This window comes from Epilithonimonas sp. (genome assembly GCF_036780765.1).
Taxonomy (GTDB): Bacteria; Bacteroidota; Bacteroidia; order Flavobacteriales; family Weeksellaceae; genus Epilithonimonas.
Map to the genome: position 1 here is coordinate 601435 of NZ_DAIQCG010000001.1, position 24361 is coordinate 625795.

The 24361-nt window shown below is 36.7% G+C and carries 20 protein-coding genes; 15 read left to right on the forward strand and 5 right to left on the reverse strand.

What is annotated here, in order from left to right:
- The first annotated feature begins 34 nt into the window (after positions 1-34).
- Positions 35-1894 (forward strand): M1 family metallopeptidase, encoded by a 1860-nt coding sequence (locus tag V7P73_RS02860; protein WP_333851317.1) that lies wholly within the window; start codon positions 35-37, stop codon positions 1892-1894.
- A 111-nt stretch (positions 1895-2005) separates the two neighbouring features.
- Positions 2006-2764, forward strand: coding sequence for a type III pantothenate kinase (locus V7P73_RS02865; RefSeq protein ID WP_333851318.1), 759 nt, complete (start codon positions 2006-2008; stop codon positions 2762-2764).
- Here V7P73_RS02865 and V7P73_RS02870 read toward each other — a convergent pair whose 3' ends face one another.
- From V7P73_RS02870 to V7P73_RS02885, 4 genes are all read right to left on the reverse strand, one after another.
- Entirely contained in the window at positions 2765-3196 is a 432-nt protein-coding gene (locus V7P73_RS02870) for a nucleoside deaminase (RefSeq protein WP_333851320.1), read from the reverse strand.
- A gap of 3 nt (positions 3197-3199) precedes the next feature.
- Entirely contained in the window at positions 3200-3625 is a 426-nt protein-coding gene (locus V7P73_RS02875; RefSeq protein WP_124801034.1) for an RrF2 family transcriptional regulator, read from the reverse strand.
- A 110-nt stretch (positions 3626-3735) separates the two neighbouring features.
- Complete coding sequence (locus V7P73_RS02880; RefSeq protein WP_333851322.1) at positions 3736-5283, reverse strand: G-D-S-L family lipolytic protein; 1548 nt, start codon at positions 5281-5283, stop codon at positions 3736-3738.
- A 14-nt stretch (positions 5284-5297) separates the two neighbouring features.
- Positions 5298-6524, reverse strand: a complete 1227-nt coding sequence (locus V7P73_RS02885) for an OmpP1/FadL family transporter (RefSeq protein ID WP_333851324.1) — start codon at positions 6522-6524, stop codon at positions 5298-5300.
- A 377-nt stretch (positions 6525-6901) separates the two neighbouring features.
- Between V7P73_RS02885 and ricT the strand changes: the two genes are divergently transcribed.
- The 5 genes from ricT (at position 6902) to V7P73_RS02910 (ending at position 14084) form a co-directional block, all read left to right on the forward strand.
- Positions 6902-8368, forward strand: coding sequence for a PSP1 domain-containing protein (gene ricT / locus V7P73_RS02890; protein ID WP_333851326.1), 1467 nt, complete (start codon positions 6902-6904; stop codon positions 8366-8368).
- Positions 8361-8822, forward strand: a complete 462-nt coding sequence (locus V7P73_RS02895; RefSeq protein WP_333851328.1) for a gliding motility lipoprotein GldH — start codon at positions 8361-8363, stop codon at positions 8820-8822. The genes ricT and V7P73_RS02895 overlap by 8 nt, the downstream gene beginning before the upstream one ends.
- 7 nt (positions 8823-8829) lie before the next feature.
- Positions 8830-11187 carry a penicillin-binding protein 1A gene (locus tag V7P73_RS02900; RefSeq protein ID WP_333851329.1) on the forward strand — a complete coding sequence of 786 codons (2358 nt, stop codon included), beginning with the start codon at positions 8830-8832 and terminating at the stop codon, positions 11185-11187.
- Between the two features lie 33 nt (positions 11188-11220).
- Positions 11221-12756 carry a protein adenylyltransferase SelO gene (locus V7P73_RS02905; RefSeq protein ID WP_333851332.1) on the forward strand — a complete coding sequence of 512 codons (1536 nt, stop codon included), beginning with the start codon at positions 11221-11223 and terminating at the stop codon, positions 12754-12756.
- Positions 12757-12839: 83 nt separating this feature from the next.
- On the forward strand, positions 12840-14084 hold the full coding sequence (locus V7P73_RS02910; protein WP_333851333.1) for a DUF6080 domain-containing protein: 1245 nt from the start codon (positions 12840-12842) through the stop codon (positions 14082-14084).
- A 56-nt stretch (positions 14085-14140) separates the two neighbouring features.
- On the opposite strand, the gene V7P73_RS02915 is transcribed toward V7P73_RS02910, so the two are convergent.
- On the reverse strand, positions 14141-14650 hold the full coding sequence (locus tag V7P73_RS02915) for an SPOR domain-containing protein (protein ID WP_333851335.1): 510 nt from the start codon (positions 14648-14650) through the stop codon (positions 14141-14143).
- Positions 14651-14837: 187 nt separating this feature from the next.
- Here V7P73_RS02915 and V7P73_RS02920 point away from each other — a divergent pair, with 187 nt between their 5' ends.
- The 8 genes from V7P73_RS02920 (at position 14838) to V7P73_RS02955 (ending at position 24353) form a co-directional block, all read left to right on the forward strand.
- The gene (locus V7P73_RS02920; RefSeq protein WP_333851336.1) at positions 14838-16205 is read left to right on the forward strand and encodes a c-type cytochrome; all 1368 of its coding nucleotides are present in this window, start codon (positions 14838-14840) and stop codon (positions 16203-16205) included.
- Positions 16206-16225: 20 nt separating this feature from the next.
- Complete coding sequence (locus V7P73_RS02925; RefSeq protein WP_333851337.1) at positions 16226-19282, forward strand: TAT-variant-translocated molybdopterin oxidoreductase; 3057 nt, start codon at positions 16226-16228, stop codon at positions 19280-19282.
- A gap of 7 nt (positions 19283-19289) precedes the next feature.
- Positions 19290-20687, forward strand: coding sequence for an NrfD/PsrC family molybdoenzyme membrane anchor subunit (gene nrfD / locus V7P73_RS02930; RefSeq protein WP_333851338.1), 1398 nt, complete (start codon positions 19290-19292; stop codon positions 20685-20687).
- Complete coding sequence (locus V7P73_RS02935) at positions 20674-21195, forward strand: DUF3341 domain-containing protein (RefSeq protein WP_312419818.1); 522 nt, start codon at positions 20674-20676, stop codon at positions 21193-21195. Before nrfD ends, V7P73_RS02935 begins: the two co-directional genes overlap by 14 nt.
- The gene (locus tag V7P73_RS02940; RefSeq protein ID WP_333851339.1) at positions 21188-21904 is read left to right on the forward strand and encodes a c-type cytochrome; all 717 of its coding nucleotides are present in this window, start codon (positions 21188-21190) and stop codon (positions 21902-21904) included. Before V7P73_RS02935 ends, V7P73_RS02940 begins: the two co-directional genes overlap by 8 nt.
- Positions 21905-21916: 12 nt before the next feature.
- Entirely contained in the window at positions 21917-23251 is a 1335-nt protein-coding gene (locus V7P73_RS02945; protein WP_333851341.1) for a quinol:cytochrome C oxidoreductase, read from the forward strand.
- 77 nt (positions 23252-23328) lie between these two features.
- Positions 23329-24024, forward strand: coding sequence for a 3'-5' exonuclease (locus tag V7P73_RS02950; RefSeq protein ID WP_333851343.1), 696 nt, complete (start codon positions 23329-23331; stop codon positions 24022-24024).
- A gap of 2 nt (positions 24025-24026) precedes the next feature.
- On the forward strand, positions 24027-24353 hold the full coding sequence (locus V7P73_RS02955) for an SUF system Fe-S cluster assembly protein (protein WP_027383088.1): 327 nt from the start codon (positions 24027-24029) through the stop codon (positions 24351-24353).
- The last annotated feature ends 8 nt before the right edge of the window (positions 24354-24361 follow it).

The following is a 24361-nucleotide window of genomic DNA, read 5'->3' on the forward strand; positions in this document are numbered from 1 at the left end:
TATCAACAAACCTTTTAGGTTGAATCATATTCCTATGAAAAAACTAAAAATATCTTTATTCTTTTCTCTTTTCTCTTTTCTCTTATCCGCTCAGCAAAATCCTTATTATCAGCAATATGCTAAATACAAAATGGATATTGATGTGGATGCCGCTAATTTCACTTATCAAGGAAAACAAACTTTGGATTATAGAAACAATTCACCAGATGAGTTGAAAGTCGCTTATTTTCATTTGTATTGGAACGCTTTCAAAGCAGGTTCTATGATGGACCAGCGTGTGCAGTCTCAAGGTGTGAACGCCGATGGAAGATTGGCAAAAAGAGTAGGGAATACAGTGGTTTCCAGATTGTCAGAGATTCCTAAAAATGAAGAAGGTGCACAGAATATCCGTTGGATAAAGCAGAACGGAAAAGATTTGAAATTCGAGATTCAGGGAACTGTGATGAAGGTTTTCTTGGTAGAAGCAATTAAACCAAATTCCTCCACCACTTTCACAATGGAATGGGACGCCAATATCCCAATGCAAATCCGAAGAGCTGGAAGAAACAACCGCGAAGGTGTCGATATGACAATGACACAATGGTATCCAAAAATCGCTGAATATGATTATGACGGTTGGGCTGCGTTTGATTATGTTGGAAGAGAGTTCCACGCACCATTTTCGGATTATGAAGTGAATATCAAAATCGATAAAGATTATATCATAGGTGCTGGAGGAAATCTGGAAAATCCAACGGAAGTAAAAGGTTATGACAGCAGTGCAACGATAAAAGAAGATATTTCTAATAAAGTGACTTGGAAATGGATAGCGAAAAACATTCTGGATTTCGCTTGGGCGGCTGACAGAGATTACTCAGTGGAAAGTTTCCCGATTTTGGATGGACCAAAAGTTTATTTGGTTTACCAAAAATCTGAAAAAACAAAATATTGGTCAGAAATGAAACCATACATCACAAAATATTACCAGTTGATGAATGCGACTTTCGGACGTTACAAATGGCCAAGTTACTCATTCATTCAAGGTGGCGATGGAGGAATGGAATACGGAATGTGTACGATGATTCTAGGCGAAGCAAATTCAGTAGAAGGTCTCAGCGGATTGATGTTCCACGAAGGTGCGCATTCTTGGTTTCAGCAGATGTTGGCAACCAACGAAAGTGTGAGACCTTGGATGGATGAAGGTTTCACGCAGTATGCAGAAGATTTTGTTTCTTACAGATTATTCCCGCCAAGAGAATCACAACCGAATCCATTTGTTGGTGCTTTGAAAGCGTATGCTAATTTCGCAAAATCGGGTAAAGAGGAACCTGCAGTTTGGTTAGGTGATCATCACGATAACGGAACAGCTTATACTTATGCAAGTTATATCAAAGGAGAAACGTTTTTAGTAGAGTTGGGTTACATCGTGGGTGAAGAAAATTTGAGTAAAATTATGCTGAAATATTACGACGAATGGGCGATGAAACATCCAACGGAAAGAGATTTTATCCACATTGCACAATTGGTTTCGGGGATGGATTTGAAATGGTTCCAGCATTATTGGATTAACACAACCAAAACAATTGATTACGGAATCAAGAATGTGAAATATGACCCTCAATCAACAACTATTACTTTGGTGAATAAAGGCGGTGTTCCGATGCCGATTGATTTCAGTATTTTGACAAAAGATAAAAAAGTTATCAATTATAATATTCCGTTGAATTTGACCAGAGTTTGGAAGACGAAGGACATTTACGGTAATATTCAGACTTTACCTTACTGGGCTTGGACTCAGCAGGAGTACAGCTTTACGATTCCATATACAAAATCTCAGTTATCAGCAATGGGAATAGATTTCAGCCAAAGATTAGCGGATGTTAATCCTCAGGATAATTATTTGGAAGTGAAATAAGGGTCAGAAGAAGGATGTCAGAAGTCAGAAGATTTCAATTCAAAAAATATTATAGTCTATAGGTAAAAAACTTCCGTCTTCCAGCATCGGACTTCGGACAAAAATCAAAAAATGAATTCCATTGTAATCAATATAGGAAATACCAATATCCGTTTCGGGTTGTTTGATGATGACAATTGCGACATCTCTTGGGTTATTAATACCAAACCCTATAAAACTACGGATGAACTTTTTGTTCAGATTCTGATGCTTTATCAGACTTATAAAATCGAGATTGATAAGATTGATAAAGTCATTATTGGTTCTGTAGTACCACAATTAACGAAAGTGGTAGCAAGTTCGATTAAGAAAATTCATCAGAAAATTCCGATAATTGTTGACAGAAATATACCATCCGGAGTGATTCCAAAGTCCAAACAGATGGGGACAGATATCTATGCAAATCTTGTTGCGGCGCATAATCTATATCCGAGAAATAAAAAAATCATTTTGGATTTTGGAACTGCGCTCACAGCAAGTTGTCTTACGGAGAATGGAGAAACTGTTGGCGTTATCATCGCGCCAGGAATTATAACTTCACTCAATAGTTTGATAAAAGGAACCGCCCAACTACCGGAAATCGAATTGGTAAAGCCGAAATCTGTTTTAGGTTTGGATACGATTACTTGTATGCAAAGCGGAATGGTTTACGGTTTCCTTGGTATGGTAGAAGGTTTTATAGACAGGATTAATGATGAGGTTAATGATAACTGTTTCGTTATCGCAACCGGCGGTGTAAGCCACGTTTATAAACCTTTGACTAATAAAATCAATATTGCGGATAAACTTCACACTTTGAAAGGTTTGTATTACCTGGGGAAAGACTTATAGTTATCTTTTGTTTTTAAAGAAGTCTTTTACGATTGCCGAACATTCGTTTTCCAAAACACCTGTCACAACTTCGGTTTTTGGATGAAGAGATAATCCTTTGTTGATAAAACCTCTTTGCTCATCTCTAGCGCCAATCACCACTTTCGAAATTTGTGACCAAGCCAAAGCTCCGGAACACATCACACAAGGCTCTAATGTCACATATAAAGTACAATTCTGTAAGTATTTCCCACCAAGAAAATTAGCCGCTGAGGTGATGGCCTGCATTTCTGCGTGAGCCGTAACATCGGTAAGTGTTTCTGTAAGGTTATGAGATCTAGCAATCACTCTATCATTTGAAACAATGATGCAACCAATTGGAACTTCATCTTTTTCCAAAGCGAATTGAGCTTCTTGGAAAGCCATCTTCATAAAATATTCGTCTGTGAACATAGTTTAGATAGGGAACTTTTCAGATTTCGTCATATCAGCGATGCTTGTATCCAAAATTGGAAGCATACTGTCACGAACATTGATTAAAAGTTTTCTGATGCCACAAGTAGCTTCATCTGTGCAGTCCGCACATTTTTCATAAAAATTGAGTGATGCGCAAGGTAACATTGCAACAGGTCCGTCTACAATTCTAATCACATCCAGAACTTTGATGTCAGCAGGATCTTTCATAAAAGTATAGCCACCTTCAGCACCTCTTTCGCTTTTGAGAATTTTGTTTTGCTTAAGTTCACGCAGGATTTGTTCCAAAAATTTGAGCGGAATACGTTCGTTCTCCGATATTTTTTTAGCGGAAAATAATGAAGCATTGTTCGTCCTGTTAAGGAAAAGCAAAGTTTTGATCGCGTATTTGACTCTTTTTGAAAGCATTTTGTAAAAATAATCAAATTTTTATATTTTGAAAATATTATTTGATACCAACAAAAAACCGTCTCGCTGGAATAACGAGACGGCATTGATATATTGAAGTTAATTTCTGATTAAGGAAAAGTAACACCGGAATAAGAATTCGGGCTGATCATAGGAAGATTGGATTTGTACTTCGTATTGATCGCTTTAAGGAATTCATTAGCAATAATAGCATAACCACGTCCGGTTAAATGCACTCCGTCAAGAGAGAAAGCTCCTCCAGTTACAAATTTTGCAGAATATCTTACGCCATCCCACTGGATTCCAGATGCAGAATTCAATTCGACCATTTTAGCATTGGCATCTACAAAAGCATAACCGTTATCGTCAGCTGCTTTTTTAATAATAACATTATAGTTGTTAATTGCAGTGTCAATAGCTGTAGCTTCTGTGCTTGTTAAAATATATTTGTCTTCAAACGGGTAAGCAACACCTCTTGCGCCTAAACTAGCTGGGATACCTGGAGGAAGAGTTGCAGCAGTACCAATTGATCCAGACGTAGTCAAAGGGATAAGGTCTGTTGATTTAGCCTGTCTGGCGCGACCATAGGTAGCACCAAGATAAGGTGCTAACGCCATCAATTGTGGGTTTCCAGATGCTAAAGCGGCTGTTGTTATAGCATTACCTAGGTTAGGAAGGCTTTCATCAAAAATCAATAAAGGATTGGTTGCAGTTTTTGATAATGGTTTAATTCTGTCACCAGCTCCCAAAGCAGTTAAAATTTGATTAAGTGGTCCATATAAACTACTATTTAGTTGGTCAATCGTAGCGTTTCCAACATTTACATCTCCCTTACCAAGCAACGTTGCTGTTAACGGATTATAAGGAACGGTTGTCAAAGAAGGAATTGTTGTTACATTTGGGATGTTTGCAATTACACCTTTCGCTCCGGAAGTCTTGATTTGAGACACCAAGAGATTATAATAGGTTCCGAATTGATCTGCAGGAGTTAATGTTTCAACAGTATCATCAGCACCAGCTAAAGCATAAAGAAGAGCATCATTATTGCCAATCCATAAACTGAAAAATGTTGGTTTCTGTGCTAAAAAGTCTTGGATAACAGAAGTTGTTGGGCTTGATGCAAATCTAACAAAATAAGGGTTAGCTGTTTTTGCAAGAATACCTTGAACGTTTCCATAACCAGGAGCTAACAGATGTGATACTTTTGCACCAGGAACTCCCATATTATTAAATGGGCCTGTTAACACAGTATTGGTAATAGTAGCTGCTTTGTTATCATTAGCAAAAGCTATTGTAGGTGTTCCTGCACTGAAGCCGGTAATTACTCTTTTGGTATCTGCTATCTGTACATTTCCTGTCGGCAGAGTCAGTAGTAGACCTCCATTGTTATCGGGCATCAATGGCTGCTTGAATTCTCCACCACCCGCTGATTGCATTTGTTTAGCAATCATACTTGGGTAAGACTCGTTCTGTCCGTCTGCATATAGAGCACCATCTCTGTAACCAGCAGTTAAAGAATTTCCTAAAGACACATACTTAGAGAAATTAGCTTCACCTGAAGTTACTACAACGTCCTCTGTACTGTTTTCAAAATCTGTCTGACAACTTGTCGCAAGTAAAAGCGTTGCAGCTACTGTTGATATATATAATTTTTTCATAATTAATTCAAATATTAGAATGCGTTATAAGATAATCCAAGACCAAAATAGAATACATCAGCCTTTGCCTGCCCCGAAAAATTCAGGTTGGGATTGTTAAATGTTCTGCTCTTTGGCATTGCATACGCTCCGGAAAGATCTACTCCAAGTTTGTTGAACTTAAATCCTACACCACCTGTTATAACATAATTGTCAAAAGAAGGTGTTTCAGGGATAAAATCTTTGTCTGCATAAGGTGACTGATCATAGTACCAACCCAATCTACCAAAAATCATATCGTTAAACGCATACTGTGTTCCGATACGCACACTGGATGTATTCTTAAAGTTTTTAGGTGATACGGAGACGGTTGGATCATTTGGCTGATTTCCTGCTGCAACTGTACTGAAGTCAAGTGTCAACTTGCTGTATCTTTCCCAACCGTGGTAATTATAGTCCGCAGAAATTAACCATTTAGGTGTAACTTTGTATGTAACACCAATCGTGTATTCGTCCACAAGAGGAAGTGTAGCCTTGAAATTGTCCGAACCACTATTAAAATTAGATAGCAGAGAAGATGGCACCGTAAAAGTTGCCTTACCTTCTTTTGCCTTCATATCCACTGGTGATCTGTATGCTACGCTGACATCCAAATTGTTATTTGGCTGGAAATAGAAACCAAAACCGAAACCATGTCCTGTAGCGCTGTCATCTAAAAGATTGAGCTGTCCGCCGTATTGAGTCAGAGCTTTTGTCCAGTCCACTTTTCCTTTGGCGTAGATGTAACTTGCTCCAAAAGATGCCCAAGGTGCCAGTTTAACTGAAATCATTGGTTGGAAGAAATAACTTTTCAGTTCCAGTTTCTGAACGATTTCTTTACCTTCCCAATCGCTTGGCCATTCGATAGTGCTTCCAAAAGGTGTAGAGAAACTAAAACCTAAAGAAAGATTGTCCAAAACCTTATATGCTATTGCGGCATAAATTGGCGTACCCAGCGGATTGTCTGTTTCGGTTTGCTGCAGCGTACTTGTGTTTTGATATGTTATCTGATTTGATACTCCAAAACCTCCTGCTACCACACTTAGTTTTGAAGGAATGAAAGAAATCCCTGCTGGGTTGAAGAATGCAACACTTGCATCCTCTGCGTGAGCACTAGTGTGAGCCATCGCCAGCTGTTTAACACCTTGTAGAGATACTCGGAAACCTCCAGCGTAGGTCATAACTCCGGCTGCTAATGCCATTGATATTAAAATTCGTTTCATATAATTATTATTAATGTTCCAAATTTATAATTATTTTAATAACAATCGAAAAAAAACATAAAAAATGTTAAACATTGCTATTCGTAGAATAATTGTTTAAGTTGAGTTTTGTTTTATGTTTCTGAATATTAGGAAATTATATTGTTTTTGTTGTTTTTTTTTAATTTAGTTTAACTTTAAACAATACAGTGCAAATCATAATAAATTACTAATATTGAATTTGATTAAATATTAACAATAAGCTATTTTTTTTGATTAATTGTTAATATTAATTCAGTATTAACTTAAATTTAATAAAAAAATATTTTTAAAAGATATTATCGTTAAGCTTAAATAAAAATTATATTAACTTTGCAATCAGACATAAAAAATAAAATATGAGTTGTGGATGTAAAACATCCGGCGATTCTTCCCATTCTTGCGGCACAAAGTCCGCTAATGGGTGTAGTAGTGTAGATACCTGCGGGAATAGTTATAAATTAAGTGTTTTTGACTGGCTTTCTGATATTGATCCTTCAAAATCTAAAAGTTCTGAATATGTGGAAGTTCGTTTTAAAAACGATCGTAAATTATATTATAAAAACGTCAACAACCTGCCCTTGCATATTGGTAGTATCATTGCTGTAGAATCTAGTCCGGGTCACGATATAGGTGTAGTAAGTCTTGCTGGAGAATTGGTTAAAATCCAAATGAAAAAGAAGAATGTTCCAGAAGAGCACGCCCTTAAAATTTATAGACTTGCCAATCAAAAAGATATTGAAACATGGCAAGATCTTAGAAAAAAAGAAAATAACATCAAGATTGATGCCCGTAAAATAGCTTACGGACTCAATCTTGAAATGAAAATTACAGATGTAGAGTACCAAGGAGACGGCTCCAAGGTCACTTTTTATTATACAGCGGACAACAGGATTGATTTCCGCCAGTTGATAAAAGAATATGCTTCCAATTTCCGCACGAAGATTGATATGAAGCAGATTGGATTCCGTCAAGAGTCTGCAAAAGTCGGTGGAATTGGTTCTTGTGGAAGAGAATTGTGCTGTTCATCTTGGCTGACCGATTTCCGTTCTGTTAATACCAATGCGGCAAGATATCAGCAACTGAGTATCAATCCTCAAAAATTAGCTGGACAATGTGGTAAACTGAAATGTTGTCTGAATTACGAACTGGATAGTTATCTGGATGTTCTTAGAGATTTTCCATCATCGAGCACAGTTCTGAATACCGAGAAAGGAAGAGCTTTTTGTATCAAAATCGATGTTTTCAAAAAGAAAATGTGGTTTGCCTATGTAGAGAATTCTATGGCTTGGTATGATTTGGATATTTATGAAGTGAAGAAGTTGATTGCCATTAATAAAAATGGTGAAAAAGCACCTGCTTTGGAAGATCTGAAAGTTGTTGAAAATCCTTTGGTAACTTCGGATTTGATTCAGGAAAATAGTGTTGATCGTTTTGAGAAGAAATTCAAAAAACCAAGAAGCGGTCAGAGCAACAGAGATAGAAACCCGAGACAAGTTGATAACAGACCTGCGAAATCACAGGATAATAGAAATCCTCGTCAGCAGGAAAACAGAAATCGTTCTAATGAACAAAAACCTGGAGAGAACAAATCTGCTACTCCAAAAATTAAAGCAGTTGATAATCAGCAAGTTTCAGAAAATAAAAATCCGAAGCAAAATCATAATAGAAATCGCCAGAAAGGACAAAAGCCGGTAGAAAACAAATCGGTGACTCCAAGTGTTCAGGCGACAGATAATAATCAAGCTCAGGAAAATAAAACGCACAAAAAACCGTTCAAAAAACCGAAAAAGAAAACACCTCCTAAAAATGAAGGGAATGCTTAGATCACTTTTTGCTTTTGTTCTATTGATCTCACTTTTTTCTTGCCAGAACGGAGATGATAAAGTGTTGGTAAATGATGTTGGTAACCAATGGGATAAAAAGAAAGTTCAACAGTTTGATTTTGATGTAACTGATGCTCAGAATCAGAAAAATATCACTTTTGTAGTTCGTAATAATAATGATTATCCTTACAGTAATCTTAGGTTGATTGCGACTGTTGAAAACAATAAAAAAGCAATTGCTACAGATACACTCAACTATGTTTTGGCAAAACCAAATGGAGAGTGGTTGGGAACGGGATTTGGAGATACAAAGGAAACATTATTTCAATATAAGCTTAATTACAAATTCCCTCAAAACGGTAATTATTCTGTGAAAGTTGTACAGGCAATGAGGAAAAATATCTTACCGGGAATAGAAGATTTAGGTATTAAAATTCAAAACTTAAAGCCATAATTTATTAATGGAAAATAAAAAAGCTGAAAATAAAACTTTCCCTCTGCCAGATAAGAGAAAAGCTAAATCGGAAATCCGAAAATGGATCAAGTTCATTTGGATAGGATTTTTAGCTGTTGTGCTGGGTATTTCTGGTTTATTCTTCGCCGTTTCTCAAGGTTTCGTCGGAGATATGCCAGATGTAAAAGAGTTGGAAAATCCTGATATTTATGTTGCTTCGGAAATTTATTCTTCCGATAACGTTTTGTTAGGGAAATTCGAGAAAGAAAAAACTAAGCCAGTAACTTATAAACAGTTGCCTCCATATTTGGTTTATGCTCTGCAAGCTAAAGAAGATGAGCGTTTTAAGGAACATTCTGGTATTGATTTGAAATCAATTATTAGAGCTGTAAGATTTGGTGGAGAAAGAGGTGGAGGTTCTACCATTACACAACAGTTAGCAAAATTATTGTTTACAGGAAATGCGTCTCAGAACAAAATAGAAAGAGCGTTCCAAAAACTGAAAGAATGGTGCGTTGCAGTAAGTCTTGAAAAACGTTATACGAAGGAAGAAATTGTTGCTTTATACTTCAACAAAATGGATTTCCTTTTCAATGCAAAAGGAATTGAAATGGCTTCCAGAGTTTATTTCAACAAATCTGTTAATCAGTTGACATTGCCAGAAGCTGCGACTTTTGTAGCAATGTTGGAAGCGCCGAGAAGAAATAACCCGTACAGAAACCCTGAAAGAGCAAAAACCAGAAGAGATGTTGTTTTGAAGCAAATGTTAGAAACTGGTTACATAGATCAATCTACTTATGATCAAGCTGTAGCAACACCGATCGTTGTGGATTTCCACGAAATCAAAACAGTGGAAGAAGGTTATTCTTCTTATTACAAATTCTACTTGAGAAAAGAGATTCAGCAATATTTAGAATCTTATGAAAAAGAAACAGGCAAAGAACTGAATCTTTATAAGAATGGATTGAAAATCTATGTGACTTTGGATTCCAGAATGCAAAGATATGCAGAAGAAGCCATCAAAGAACATTTGACTGATCTTCAAAGAAACTTTGATAATGAAATGAGACGTAACCCCAATCGTCCTTATTATAATCTTTCCAAAACTCAGATTAATGATCTGATGATGTCCGCAGTTAAAAGAACAGGACGTTACAAACAATTAAAAGCTGAAGGAATGTCGGAAGATTCGATTATGATGGATTTCCACGAGCCTACAAAAATGACCAGATTTACTTGGCAAGGAGAGGAAGAAGTAGAAATGTCACCTTGGGATTCTATCCGTTATCACAAACAGATTGCACAAGCCGGATTGATGTCTATGGAACCAGCAACTGGAGATATCAAAGCTTGGGTTGGGGGTATCAACTGGCAACATTTCCAGTATGACCACGTAAAGCAAGGTAAAAGACAGGTAGGATCTACTTTCAAACCATTTGTATATGCAACTGCAATTATGCATTTAGGAATGACTCCTTGCTCAACGATTTCCAATGCGCCCTATGCCAAAGGAAGTTGGTATGTGAAAGGTGGCGGAGGAAGTGTTACGATGAAAGAAGGTATTGCAAAATCTTTAAACCCAGTAGCAATTCGATTAGCTGAAATGTCTGGAACGGAAAATGTCATCCAATTAGCAAGAGATTTGGGAGTTACCAGCCCTATTGATAAGCATTTGCCAATGGCTTTAGGTACTTCTGATATTACGATTTATGAAATGTTAGGCGCGTTCAGTACTTTTGCCAATTTTGGAAACTACACAAAGCCAGAAATGATTTGGAGGATAGAAGATGCCAACGGAAGAGTAATAAAAGAGGTGAAACCAGTAGTGAAAGAAGTAATGAATGAGATGTATGCCTACACTATGATCGATTTGATGAAAGGTGTAACAGAATTTGGAACGGCTTCTGGAGAATTGAGAAGAAGAGGGATCCCTGCCAGTGTAGAAATAGCGGGTAAAACAGGTACAACACAGAAAAACTCAGATGGATGGTTTGTCGGAATTGTTCCTAAATTGGCAACCGATGTTTGGGTTGGCTGGGAAGACAGAGCAACACACTTCTGGAGCACAGGTGAAGGACAAGGCGCAAAAATGGGACTTCCGATTTGGGCTATTTATATGAAGAAAGTGTTCGCAGATAAAGCTTTGAATATTCTGCCGGAAGATAAATTTATCAAACCAACCAATTGGACTGGAAGTTGTTCAGATCTCAATAATCTAAGAAACGGGTATGGTGATGATGGTGGATTACAGACCATCGACGAACTAAAAAATCCTGTAAAAGAAGTTCCTGACAAACCAGTGAAAAAAGAAGATAATTCTAATGAGGCTTTGAACTCAGGAGAAGATATTGATTTTAACAAATAAATAAATCCCGCAGCATTGCGGGATTTTTGATACATGAATATAAAAAGTATTACCCAAAAATTCACTCAGAAATTTCCAGGAGATGTCTCTGGAAATCTAATGCAGAGACAAACACCTGATGTATTGTTTTCTTCTGTTGAGCCTGCCTGTTTTAATCAAACTGAATTAATTGATTTTAATGAAGAGTTGTCGACAGAAATTGGTTTGGGAAAATTAGAAAATAATGAAGACTTTTTAGCAGCGCAAAATCTTCCAGATAATATAAAATCATACGCAACGGCTTATGCCGGACATCAGTTTGGAAATTGGGCAGGACAATTGGGTGATGGAAGAGCAATCTATGCAGGCGAAATCATTAACGGAAATCATCAAACAGAAATCCAATGGAAAGGAGCAGGCGCAACACCATATTCCAGACACGCAGATGGAAGAGCGGTTTTGCGTTCCTCGATAAGGGAATATCTGATGAGTGAAGCGATGTTCCATCTTGGCGTTCCTACAACCAGAGCTTTGAGTCTTTCCAAAACTGGGGAAGATGTGATTCGGGATATCCAATATTCTGGAAATCCACAAAAAGAGCAAGGTGCAGTTGTTGTAAGAACGGCTGAATCTTTTCTTCGTTTTGGACATTTTGAATTATTGTCCGCAAGAAACCAAACTGATTTATTAAAACAATTAGCTGACTATACTATTGAAAATTTTTATTCGGAAATTAATACAGAGAATAATCCAAATAAATACATTGAATGGTTTCAAGCAATTTGCTACAGAACTTTGAAGATGATAATCGATTGGTACCGCGTTGGTTTTGTTCACGGTGTGATGAATACCGACAATATGTCGATTCTTGGCTTGACGATAGATTATGGGCCATTTTCTATGATGGATGGTTATGATCTGGAATTCACGCCAAACACCACGGATCTGCCGGGAAAACGATATGCTTTTGGAAAACAAGGACAAATTTCTCATTGGAATTTAGCAGCTTTAGCCAACGCCATTTTTCCTTTGATTAACGATTCTGAAATTATGGAAAAAATTCTGGACGATTACGCAAAACGATTCTGGACAGAACACGACAAAATGTTAGCCGATAAATTTGGTTTCGATGAGGTTTTGGCAGAAGATGAAAAATTCTTCACAGAATGGCAACAGCTGATGCAGGATTTGAATTTGGATTACACTTTATTTTTCCAAAGCCTTGAAAAATCAATTTCAGAAATTAAAACCGATGATTTTTCTAATTCTTTTTACAGAACCCTGAATGAAAATGAATTGAAAAGACTGTCAATTTTTATCGAAAAATATCAGGAAAGAAAGCTCAAAAATGAAATCTCAGAGACAGAATCTTTGGAACTAATGTCTAAAACAAATCCGAAATTCATTCTAAGAAATTATTTGTTATTCGAAGCTATTCAAGATGCGGAAAATGGCGATTACAAAATGTTTTTCAAACTGAAAGAAGCTTTACAAAATCCTTATGAAAACCGCTTTCCGGAGTTCAATCAAAGGAGACCATCGAAATATGATAATCAAACAGGTTGTAGTCAATTGTCTTGTAGTTCGTAAAATTGATTTCGAGATTTAAGTTTAAACATTATTTTTGCAGAAAATATTTGAGTTTGAAACTATTGAACAAAATTTTATCCTTTTTGAAAATCGTCTTTCCGTCAAATAAAACAGAATTACTGATTTTTCTTTTCTTCATCATTCTTTACGGAGCCAATGCCTGGTTTATTGCAGAGGATTTCCGAATCGTTTATGATGACAGAATCCCCTGGGATGGTTATTTCAGTTTTGATAACCGAGCGATAGTTCAGACTGGTGGCGGTTTTGAGAGACATCCTTTGTCCAATTATTTTTTCGATTGCATCAGGGATTTTGCATTATGGATTTCTGGAAATCGGTATGATTCGGTTTTTAGGTTGATTTTATCATTATTTTCAACCGTTGTAATTTCTCTTGCCAATGTTCAAATCTTCAAGTATCTGAATAATATTATCCAGCTTCCAATAAAAATCAGCTTATTAATTTTAGCATTTTACGGATTGTTTGTGACGAATATTTTGTTGAGTTTCACGCCGGAAACTTATACTTATACATTACTGTTTCTTTCGATTTTCTATTATTATTCTGCGAAGAAAATTCAGGAAGATAAGCCGATTTCGTTTGGAGCAACTATTTTTGGTTCTGTTTTTATCGGTGGATTAACGATTACGAATATTGTCAAAGTTTATATTCCGTTTCTGTTTGAAAAGAAAATCTTCTGGAACTGGAAAAAACTCGGGATGGCTGTCGCGAAAATTGCAACTTCGGTTGTTGTTTTTGTATTCCTTTTTATGTTGAGGCTGAATTTTAATTTCCAAAATTTCCTCAACAAAACCGAAGAGCAATATGATAAATTCTCTCAGCCAAAAGTGACGCCACTTTGGGATATGATTTACTCTTGGTTTTTTGGCGGGAATATTTTGTTTCCAAGTTTGGTTATCAGAGATTATCACAACAAAAAAGGTTTTGAATATAAGGCTTTGTTTATGGATGTTTACACATCAGTGATTCCTTATTTTTTTATCGGATTGATTTTATTATTAATGATTTGGAGTGTTTTCAAGAATTACAGAAACAAACTGATCTGGATTCTTGTAATGACATTCTTATTTGATATTTTAGTTCATTGCGTTTTGAAATTCGGGCTGCATACGTCCTATATTTACGGCGGACATTTCGTGTTTGTTTATCCACTTTTGATAGGTTGGTTATTTTATAGTTATCGGGACAAAAGCCTTACTTTAAGTTTATTTTACGGATTGCTTTTAATCATGACAATCTATCTTGGAATTAATAATTATTATCGATTGACAGAGTTTTACCAATTTTTGGAAACTTACTACAGATAAAAAACGCCTTCAGAATTCTGAAGGCGTTTTTGTTTTTGATTATAATAATTATTTTTTTATTTAGCTTCTACACAAAAGACAGCGTAGGGAATGACTCTTGCCGAAGGATACAACTTCGAGACGTTCCTCAAATCGTCTGAAGCACTTTGTTTAGAGAAGTAACTTCCGGCCAATATTTTATAGTTAGGTCTAAGGGAAGCATCGGTTTCTACTTTTAGATTTCTGAAGTTACCTCTGAATTCTGTAGCAATTTTTCTAGCTTCATCGTTACTCTTTACAATCACTACCTGAATTTTGAAACCCATAATTTTTGGATTCTTTCTGCAAATTTCAGCATTTGTAAGTTCTCTGCTAGCAACAAGAACTTTTGTTGGGGCTTTTACAGGAGCACTTGCATTACGGTCACATTTGTCCTCAATCTTTTCCAAAGCATCATTTACACGCTCGTCTAGAGAGAAAGAAAGTTCAGTTCCCGATAAAGTATCTTTTTTTACAACATATTGAGCATCAATTTGGTAAAAACAAAATAGTGCTGAAAAGATGAAAAGCTTAAACAGATGGTTCATTTAAAAATTATTTTTTACAAATTTAAAATAAATTGAATGAAACGCAAACTCTGTTATTTAGAACGTTTACAAATTAATTAGATTTGACAAAAACCATCCGATAAGGTCGTCTTAATTTTTGTTAAAGTGCTATTTTTGCGGAATTGAATGTAAACTCAATAAATTTTACTAACCCAAGATTATATAAATGATTAGTTGGAGAAAGCATTACAAAAAGGGTCTGATAGCAATTGGTCTATTGTTATCAACCGGCGCTTCCGTTTATGCACAAGGTGATCCTAAAAAAGGACAGGAGCTTTTCAAAGCAAACTGTACTGCTTGTCACGCATTGGACAAAAAAATTGTAGGACCTGCACTTGGCGGTGTTGTTGAAAAAGTTAAAAAAGACGGTCAGGATGTTGACTGGCTTCATAAGTGGATCAGCAATAATGAGAAGCTTAGAGCATCTGGTGATGCATACGCAAACAAAATCTATGAAGAAAATGGAAAAGTTGCGATGCAGGTATTCGAAGGGAAACTTTCTGATCAGGATATCGATGATATCTTAGAATATACCACCAATCCTCCAAAAGAAGAGCCAGTAGCAGAAGCTGATGGCGCAGCAACAGTAGATACTACTGCATCTATCGAAGCTGCAAAAGCTCAACAGTTGGATTCTAAAATTATGATTGCGGCTTTGATCGCTATCGCGGGATTATTATTCTGGTTGTTGCTTAAAATTCGTCAATTAGTAAAAATTCAACAATCTCCAGAATTATCAGAACTTAATTCTACAAGAGTTGTTTCTTTCTCTGCTTTATATGAGAAGTACAGTTATGTAGGAAAAGGCATCGTTGCTTTGTTGGCGTTATTCGCTGCTTACGGTGTTTGGAACTGGTTGATGTGGGTTGGTGTTTATAAAGGGTATGCTCCTGAACAACCAATTTACTTCTCTCACAAGATCCACGCTGGAGAAAATAAAATCGACTGTCAGCTTTGTCACTCAAGTGCCAAGTATGGTAAAGTTTCCGAGATACCTTCTCTTAACGTTTGTATGAACTGTCACAGATCTATTTCTGAGTATAAAGGTAAATACATCGAGCCAGGAAAAGACAGAGAATTCTACACAAGTCAAATCAAAACGCTTTATGCACACGTAGGTTGGGATGAGTCTAAACAAGCTTATACTGGTAAAACAGAACCGGTAGAGTGGACAAGAATTCACAATATGCCAGACTTCGTATATTTCAATCACTCTCAGCACGTTGTAGCTGGCGAGCAGGCAATTATCAATAGCTTCAACGCTAAACAAAAAGATGCTGCTAACAAGATTGATGTTGTTTGTAAAGCTTGTCACGGAAAAATAGATACAATGAACGTGGTTCAGATGGCTAACAACTTCACAATGGGTTGGTGTATCGATTGTCACAGAACTACAGAAGTAGATATGAACAACGGTTATAATAAAGAATACTTCAAAAATCTGCATGATAAGTTGAAAAAACAATATGGTGAAGGAAGCAAGATCACTGTAGATGCAATTGGAGGTCTTGAGTGTGGTAAATGTCATTATTAATAACAAAATTAGAAGTATAAATGGCTTCAAATAAAATACAATTCAGAAGTATTCACGAACTAAAAGATCCAACTTTGAATGGAAAGTTGGCTGCTAAAGAGTTCCAGAATGAAATTCCGGTTGAAGAATTCTTAGATGATTCTAATAAAGAAGGAACGTCTCGTAGAGATTTTCTTAAGTTGTTAGGATTCTCTACAGCTGCTGTAACTTTGGCGGCTTGTGAAGCTCCGGTTATCAAAACAATTCCTTATGTGGTTAAGCCACACGATATTATTCCGGGAATTCCTAATTTTTATGCGTCTTCATATTTTGATGGTTTTGATTTTTCTAGCGTTTTAGTTAAAACAAGAGAAGGTCGTCCAATCAGAATTGATCCTAATCCTGCTGCAGGTTCTCTTGGAACTACTAATGCAAGAGCTCAGGCAAGTGTTCTTTCTCTTTATGATAATGATAAAGTGAAAAAACCCGCTTTGAATGGAGATGAGCAAGAAGATTTCAATAAAGTTGATGATTTTATCCTAAAAGGTTTAGCAGAATCTCAGGCTGGTGGAAAAAAGATTGTAGTATTATCTCACTCTTTCCCAAGTCCAACTTTCAAAAAATTGTTTGGAGATTTCAAAGCTAAATATCCTTCTGCTGAATTAGTAACTTACGATGCAATTCCTTACGCCGCTGCATTAGACGCAGCTCAGGAAGTTTTCGGACAAAGAGCATTACCGGTTTACGACCTTAGCACGTCTCAGTTAGTTGTTTCTTTCAATGCAGATTTCTTAGGAGATTATAACGCTTCTAGCTTAGAAGTTTCTTATGCTGCAGCTAGAAAACCAGGTCCTGATATGTTGAGACACATCCAGGTTGAATCAAACCTTAGTTTGACTGGTGCTAACTCAGATTCAAGATATAGATTGAAGCCAAGTGGAGTTTTCAAAACTTTAGTAGAGGTTTATAACGGATTGAATGGAGGAACTTCTGATAAAGTAGCTTCTGAAATTGTTAAAGAACTTCAGGCAAAAGGAGACAAAGCAGTTGTTTTGGCAGATGGTTCAAAAGCAGCTTATGTTTTAGCTCATTTAATCAATCAAAAATTAGGATCTAAAGCTTTCACAGGTAAAGCTAATTTCCTTAAAGAATATGACAATGCAAGATTCAATGAATTTGTTTCTTGGTTGAATGGTGGACAAGTTGGTGTTCTTGTTACTAACAATATTAACCCAATCTATTCTCATGCAAAAGGAAAACTTTTAGAAGATGCTATCAAAAAAGTTCCTTATTCTGTTGCAATTACGGATAAGAAAAACGATATCTACAAAGCTTCTAAAGCCGTTATTCCTTACGCACACTGGTTAGAATCTTGGGGAGATATTACTCCTGAGACTGGTGCTTACTCTTTGATGCAACCAACTATCCAAAAGATTTACAAATCCAGACAGATTGAAGAATCTCTATTGGTTTGGGTTAATGGAAAAAATAGTCCAGCTAACAATTACTACGATTATCTTAAGGCTAATGCTTTAACACTTAACGCTGGTAAAACTTTCAATAAAACACTTTATAATGGTTTTACTGAAGGTGGACTTTCTACAGGATTAGCTTACACTGGTGGAAACGCAGCTCAAGCTGTTGCTGAATTATCAGCTTTCAAACCAGCTCAATTAGAATTACAGCTTTATACTAAACCTTCTATTGGTGACGGAACACAATCTAACAACCCTTGGTTGATGGAGCTTCCGGATCCAATCTCAAGACTGTCTTGGGATAATTATCTTACTATTTCGCCAAAAGATGCAGAAAGCCTAGGATTGGAAAACAGTCTTAATGCAAGAATGCAGTTGGATGGAGATACAGTTAACGTTACTGTTAATGGCTTTACTTTGAAAGACGTACCAGTGTTTATCCAACCAGGTCAGGCAGACGGTTCTCTTGGACTAGCTCTTGGTTATGGTAAGAAAGATTCTGGTAAAGTAGCAGAGACTGGAGTTAATGCTTATCCATTGTTCGATGGTTACAATACGGTTCTTACCAACGTTAAAATAGAGAAATCCGGAGACGGACACGAGTTTGCAGGAATGCAGCTTCAGAATACTTTGATGGGTCGTTATGAAATTGCTAAAGAAGTTACTTTGGAGGATTTCATCAACAAACCAGTAGATGAGTGGAACAAACCTTTGGCAATGCACACCATTGGAGGTGAACTTCCAATTGGAAAAGTTGATCTTTGGGATTCTTTTGATGATACAGATGGTCCTCACTTCAACTTATCAGTTGACCTTAACTCTTGTACTGGTTGTGGTGCTTGTGTTATCGCTTGTCAGGCTGAAAACAACGTTGCTGTAGTTGGGAAAGATGAAGTGAGAATGTCCAGAGATATGTACTGGTTAAGAATTGACCGTTACTATTCTACAGAACAAAAAGTTGAAGTTTACGAAGGTCTTAAAGAAGGAATGGCTGTGCCAGAACTTTACGGAAGTAGCCTTCTAGGAATTGAAGGAGCATTGGAAAATGCTGCTGAGAATCCGGATGTAATCTTCCAACCGGTAATGTGTCAGCACTGTAACCACGCTCCTTGTGAGACTGTTTGTCCGGTTGCTGCAACATCTCACGGTAAGCAAGGTCAAAACCAAATGGCTTACAACAGATGTATTGGTACTAGATATTGTGCAAACAATTGTCCTTATAAAGTAAGAAGATTCAACTGGTTCAATTATGCATTGAATGACAAGTTTGATTTCAATATGAATAATGACCTTGGAAGAATGGTTCTTAACCCAGATGTTGTTACAAGAACAAGAGGGGTAATGGAAAAATGTTCTATGTGTATCCAAATGACACAGAATGTTATCCTGGAAGCTAAGAAAGACGGCAGAAAAGTTCAGGATGGAGAATTCCAAACGGCTTGTGCCAATGCTTGTTCAACTGGTGCTTTGAAGTTTGGAGATATGAATGACGTCAACTCGGAAGTTCGCAGCTTGTTCAGCAGTAACAGAAAATATGTTTTGTTAGAAGAAATTGGTACAAAACCAAATGTATTCTACCATACAAAAATCAGAAACAGAAAAGAAAGTTTAAATAATAAATAGGTAAAAAATGTCAGGACATTACGAAGCTCCGATAAGGGAACCTTTAATTATTGGTCATAAGACTTATCACGATATTACAGAAGATATCGCAAGACCTATCGAAGAACGTGCAGGCAAATTATGGTGGGCATCTTTGTATGCTGCCTTGGTACTGTTCGTTTACGGATTTGGTTGTATTGCTTACACCATCGGAACCGGGATCGGTGCCTGGGGACTTAACAGAACCATCAACTGGGGTTGGGATATTACCAATTTTGTATGGTGGGTAGGTATCGGTCACGCCGGAACATTGATTTCTGCCGTACTATTATTATTTAGACAGAGATGGAGAATGTCTGTAAACCGTTCTGCAGAAGCGATGACCATTTTCGCAGTATGTCAGGCGGCTATCTTCCCGGTAATCCACATGGGTAGAGTTTGGGTTGGATATTGGGTTTTCCCTTTACCAAACCAGTTTGGTTCTCTTTGGGTTAACTTTAACTCGCCACTTCTTTGGGACGTATTTGCAATCTCGACTTATTTCTCTGTATCAGTAGTATTCTGGTTTATGGGACTGATTCCTGACTTTGCAATGATCAGAGACCGAGCAAAAACACCATTCAATAAAAAGATTTATACAATCCTGGCTTTCGGCTGGGGCGGAAAAGCAAAACACTGGCAAAGATTTGAAGAGTTATCTTTGGTTTTGGCAGGTCTGGCAACGCCGCTTGTATTCTCGGTACACACCACCGTATCCTTTGACTTTGCCACATCGGTAATCAAAGGTTGGCACTCCACTATCTATCCTCCATATTTCGTAGCAGGTGCGATTTTCTCAGGATTTGCAATGGTACAGACCCTTTTGTTGGTTGCAAGAAAAGTTTGTCACCTAGAAGATTATATCACCATGTATCACATCGAGATTATGAATATCGTAATCGTAGTAACAGGTGGTATGGTAACTGTAGCTTATGCAACAGAATATTTCATAGGCTGGTATTCAGGATCAAGATTTGAAGATTTTACATACCTTTCTCCTGGAGCAGCTGTTGGTCCTTATTGGTGGGCATTCTGGGCATTGATTATCTGTAACTTGGTTGTTCCTGCAGCATTCTGGTTCAAGAAAGTAAGAACTAATATTTTCTGGACTTTGATCATTGCATTGATTATAAACATCGGTATGTGGTTTGAACGTTTTGATATTATCGTTATCAACTTGTCCAGAGATTATTTACCATCATCATGGACGATGTTTAAACCAACTGTTATTGACGTTGGTGTATATCTTGGAACAATTGGATTCTTCTCTGTATTATTCCTTTTATATGCGAGAACATTCCCTGTAATTGCACAGGCCGAATTGAAGAGTATTTTGAAAATTTCCGGTGAAACTTATAAAGCAAAAGAAGGAGATGAGCACCACTAAGATTATATATGGACTTTACGGCGACGACGATGATTTGATGCACGGCGTTAAAGCCTTCAATGATAAAGGGATCAAGATAAACGAAGTTTATACACCATTCCCTGTACACGGATTGGACAAAGCACTTGGACTTAGAAAGACAAGAATCTCTGATGCTGCATTTATTTACGCTTGTTATGGTGTTACTATCGGGATCACATTGACCGCGTGGATCATGAATCACGACTGGCCACAGAATATTGGAGGTAAACCATCATTTGACTGGTTTCATAACATGGGAGCTTTTGTAGACCCGATGTTTGAATTGATGGTATTCTGTTCTGCTCACTTGATGTCATTGACTTTCTTGGTAAGAAACAAAATGTATCCAGGTGCAAAACCTCAGAATCCAGATCCAAGAACTACGGATGACAAATTTATGATGGAGTTTGTGTCTGATGATGTTGAAACAATTAAACAACTGTTAATTGATACAGGTGTTGAAGAAATAACTGTTAAAGATGCCTAAGATGAAGAATAGTATATTAAAAATGACAGCAATCTTTGGTTTAACAACTGTTTTACTGAATTCTTGCGGTCCAAAAGATAATCCACCTTTGGTATATTTTCCAGATATGTATTTTCCGGTAGCTTACGATCCATTGATGAAAGCTAAGGATGCATACTCTGATCACGAAAATGAAATTCCTGCTTTTGTTTCTCGTAACGGAGCTACAGGTCTTTCTCCAGTAGAAGGTTCTGTTTCTCAAAATAAAGATGGAATTGTATCTGAAGAGACTCTACCTAAAAATGTAGATGAATATAATGCTGGATATGATGCATCAAGATTGATTACAACTTCTCCTTTGGATCCTAAAAATCTTGAGAAAGATTTGGCAAGAGGAAAAGTATTGTTTGATCATACTTGTTCTGCTTGTCACGGGACTGGTGGTGATGGACAAGGACCGATTGTTCAAAGCGGTGCTTACTCTGGAGTTCCAAATTATGCTGATAGAGATATCACAATAGGATCTGTTCATTATGTTTTGACTAATGGTAGAAATGCAATGGGATCTTACGCAGGACAACTTAATGTGGGAGATAGATGGAGAGTAGCTTTATACGTTTATAATACTTTTAAAGCGCCAACTGCAGCACCGGTAGCAGCCGCTCCAGCTACAACAGAGAAAACTTCTACTGCTCCTGCAGCAGCTGAAGCTAAAACCAATGCTAAATAAAAAAAGAAGAAAATGTATAGTTTTTCACCTAAATTAAGATTATATTCAATTATACTCATTGTTGTAGGAGTTGTTTTATTCGGTATTGGTTATGCACTTAACCACGGATTGGATGATACTGCAATCTCTCATTGGATGGAGTCTGTTCATTCAAAAGGTCATGAGGCACCTACACATTCTAGTGAGTTAGTTGGTCCACAGGATCACAATGCTCATTTGGAGCACGCAAAGCATCAGATTCATAATCAGCCTTTGGCAGCAATTCACACTTTCGCAGTATTTGCTTTTGGAATTAGCTGTTGTGCATTGTTCTTTTACAGTATCCAACACGCAGCACACGCAGGTTGGTCTATTATTGTAACAAGAGTAATGGAAGCTATTGCTTCATTCATTCCTTACGGAGGAGCGTTATTAATAATCATAATGCTTTTGAATATCACACACCAAGGTCACCTTTTCCATTGGATGGATCCAAATTTAACAGACCCAAATTCACCTGAGTTTGATGTTATATTATTTGAAAAGAAAAGATTTCTTAATATTCCTTTCTATGCAATAAGAACAATAATCTATGTTGTTGGAGCATCTTTCTTCGTTTGGAAATTGAAAAGTGTTTCTAAACAAGTTGATGAGAACAAAGGAAACAGAAAAATCTACGCTAGTTTATATAGCTGGAGCGTTGGTTACATTGCTTTCTTCGGGTTTGCTTCAGCAGCTTGGGCTTGGGATTGGTTGATGTCTATTGATCCTCACTGGTATTCTACACTTTATATTTGGTATTCAATGGTTAGTTGTCTATCAACTTCTATAGCTGTAATGATTATCATTTGTGTTTACCTTAAGAAAAAAGGAGTTTATCCTCAATTCAACAATAACCACCTTCACGATCTTGGAAAATTCTTGTTTGCTACAAGTATGTTATGGTCTTACCTTTGGTTCTGTCAGTTTATGCTTTATTGGTATGCGAACGTTCCTGAAGAAGTTAACTATTTCTTTGGTAGATTCGAATATTATGCACCGACATTCTTACCAATGTTGATTATCAATTTCCTTGCTCCACTATTAGTTTTAGTAAGTAGTAGTATCAAGAGAAATTACAAAGTGGTTACATTTATGGCTTGTGTTGTAATTATTGGACACGCTGTAGATTACTTCAATATGGTAATGCCGGGAACAGTTGGTCCATACTGGAACAATGCTTCAAATGCATTATTGGTTTTAGGTTCATTTGTTTTTGTGATTGGATTGTTTACTTTCACAGTAATGACAGCTTTATCAAAACTAAAATTGATGCCTACTGGAAACCCTTTCTTCCACGAGTCAGAGATTTACGAATATCCTTTCTAATTAATTTTAGAATAGAAAATATAAAACCCAGCAGAAATGTTGGGTTTTTTTATTAATTTTAAAGAAACTAAAAACAAATGATTCAAAAGATTCCTATCGAAAATATCCTTTTTCTTGATATTGAAACCGTTCCTCAAATTGATACTTGGAACAATCTCGATTCTACCACCCAATATCTTTGGGATAAAAAAACCAAATCTCAAAGAAAAGATGAAATAGAAGCATCTGATTTTTACGAGCAACGAGCGGGAATTATGGCTGAATTCGGAATGATAATCTGCATCTCTGTTGGAATGATTGATAATAATACGGGAAAGCTAAAAATCAAAACCTTTTCCGGAGATGAAAGAGATTTATTAATTGCATTTTGTGAATTGTTCAATAGCCCTCGTCTTAATAATATTATTCTTTGTGCGCACAACGGAAAAGAATTTGATTTTCCTTACATCGCAAGACGACTTTTGATTAATGGAATTCAACCACCGATTCCGTTTCAGATGTTTGGAAAAAAGCCTTGGGAAATTCCGCATATCGATACAATGGAACTTTGGAAATTCGGAGATTGGAAAAGTTATGTTTCGTTGGAATTATTGGCTCATATCTTCGGAATTCCTACACCAAAAGACGATATCGATGGAAGTATGGTTGCCGATATATACTACAAAGACGGCGATATAGACAGAATCATTCATTATTGTGAAAAAGATGTCTTAACTTTGGCAAATGTTTTCAGGCGTATGCGTCAAGAAGATGTACTAAAAAGATTAGATTAAAAATGAAATATACAGACGACCAAATAGCTGATATTGGTGAAGAAATAATCAAGGAACTAAAAACAGTATTTGACCCCGAAATTCCGGTTGATATCTACGAATTAGGATTGGTTTATGATGTTCAGATTTCCGACGAAGGAGAAGTTTTAGTAATAATGACGTTAACGTCTCCAAATTGCCCAGTAGCAGAAACACTTCCAGTAGAAGTAGAAGACAAAGTAAGAGGTGTAGAAGGTGTAAAATCTGCAAAAATCGAACTCACATTTGAGCCGACTTGGACCAAAGAAATGATGAGTGAAGAAGCTAAGTTCGAACTTGGAATGTTATAAAAATAAAA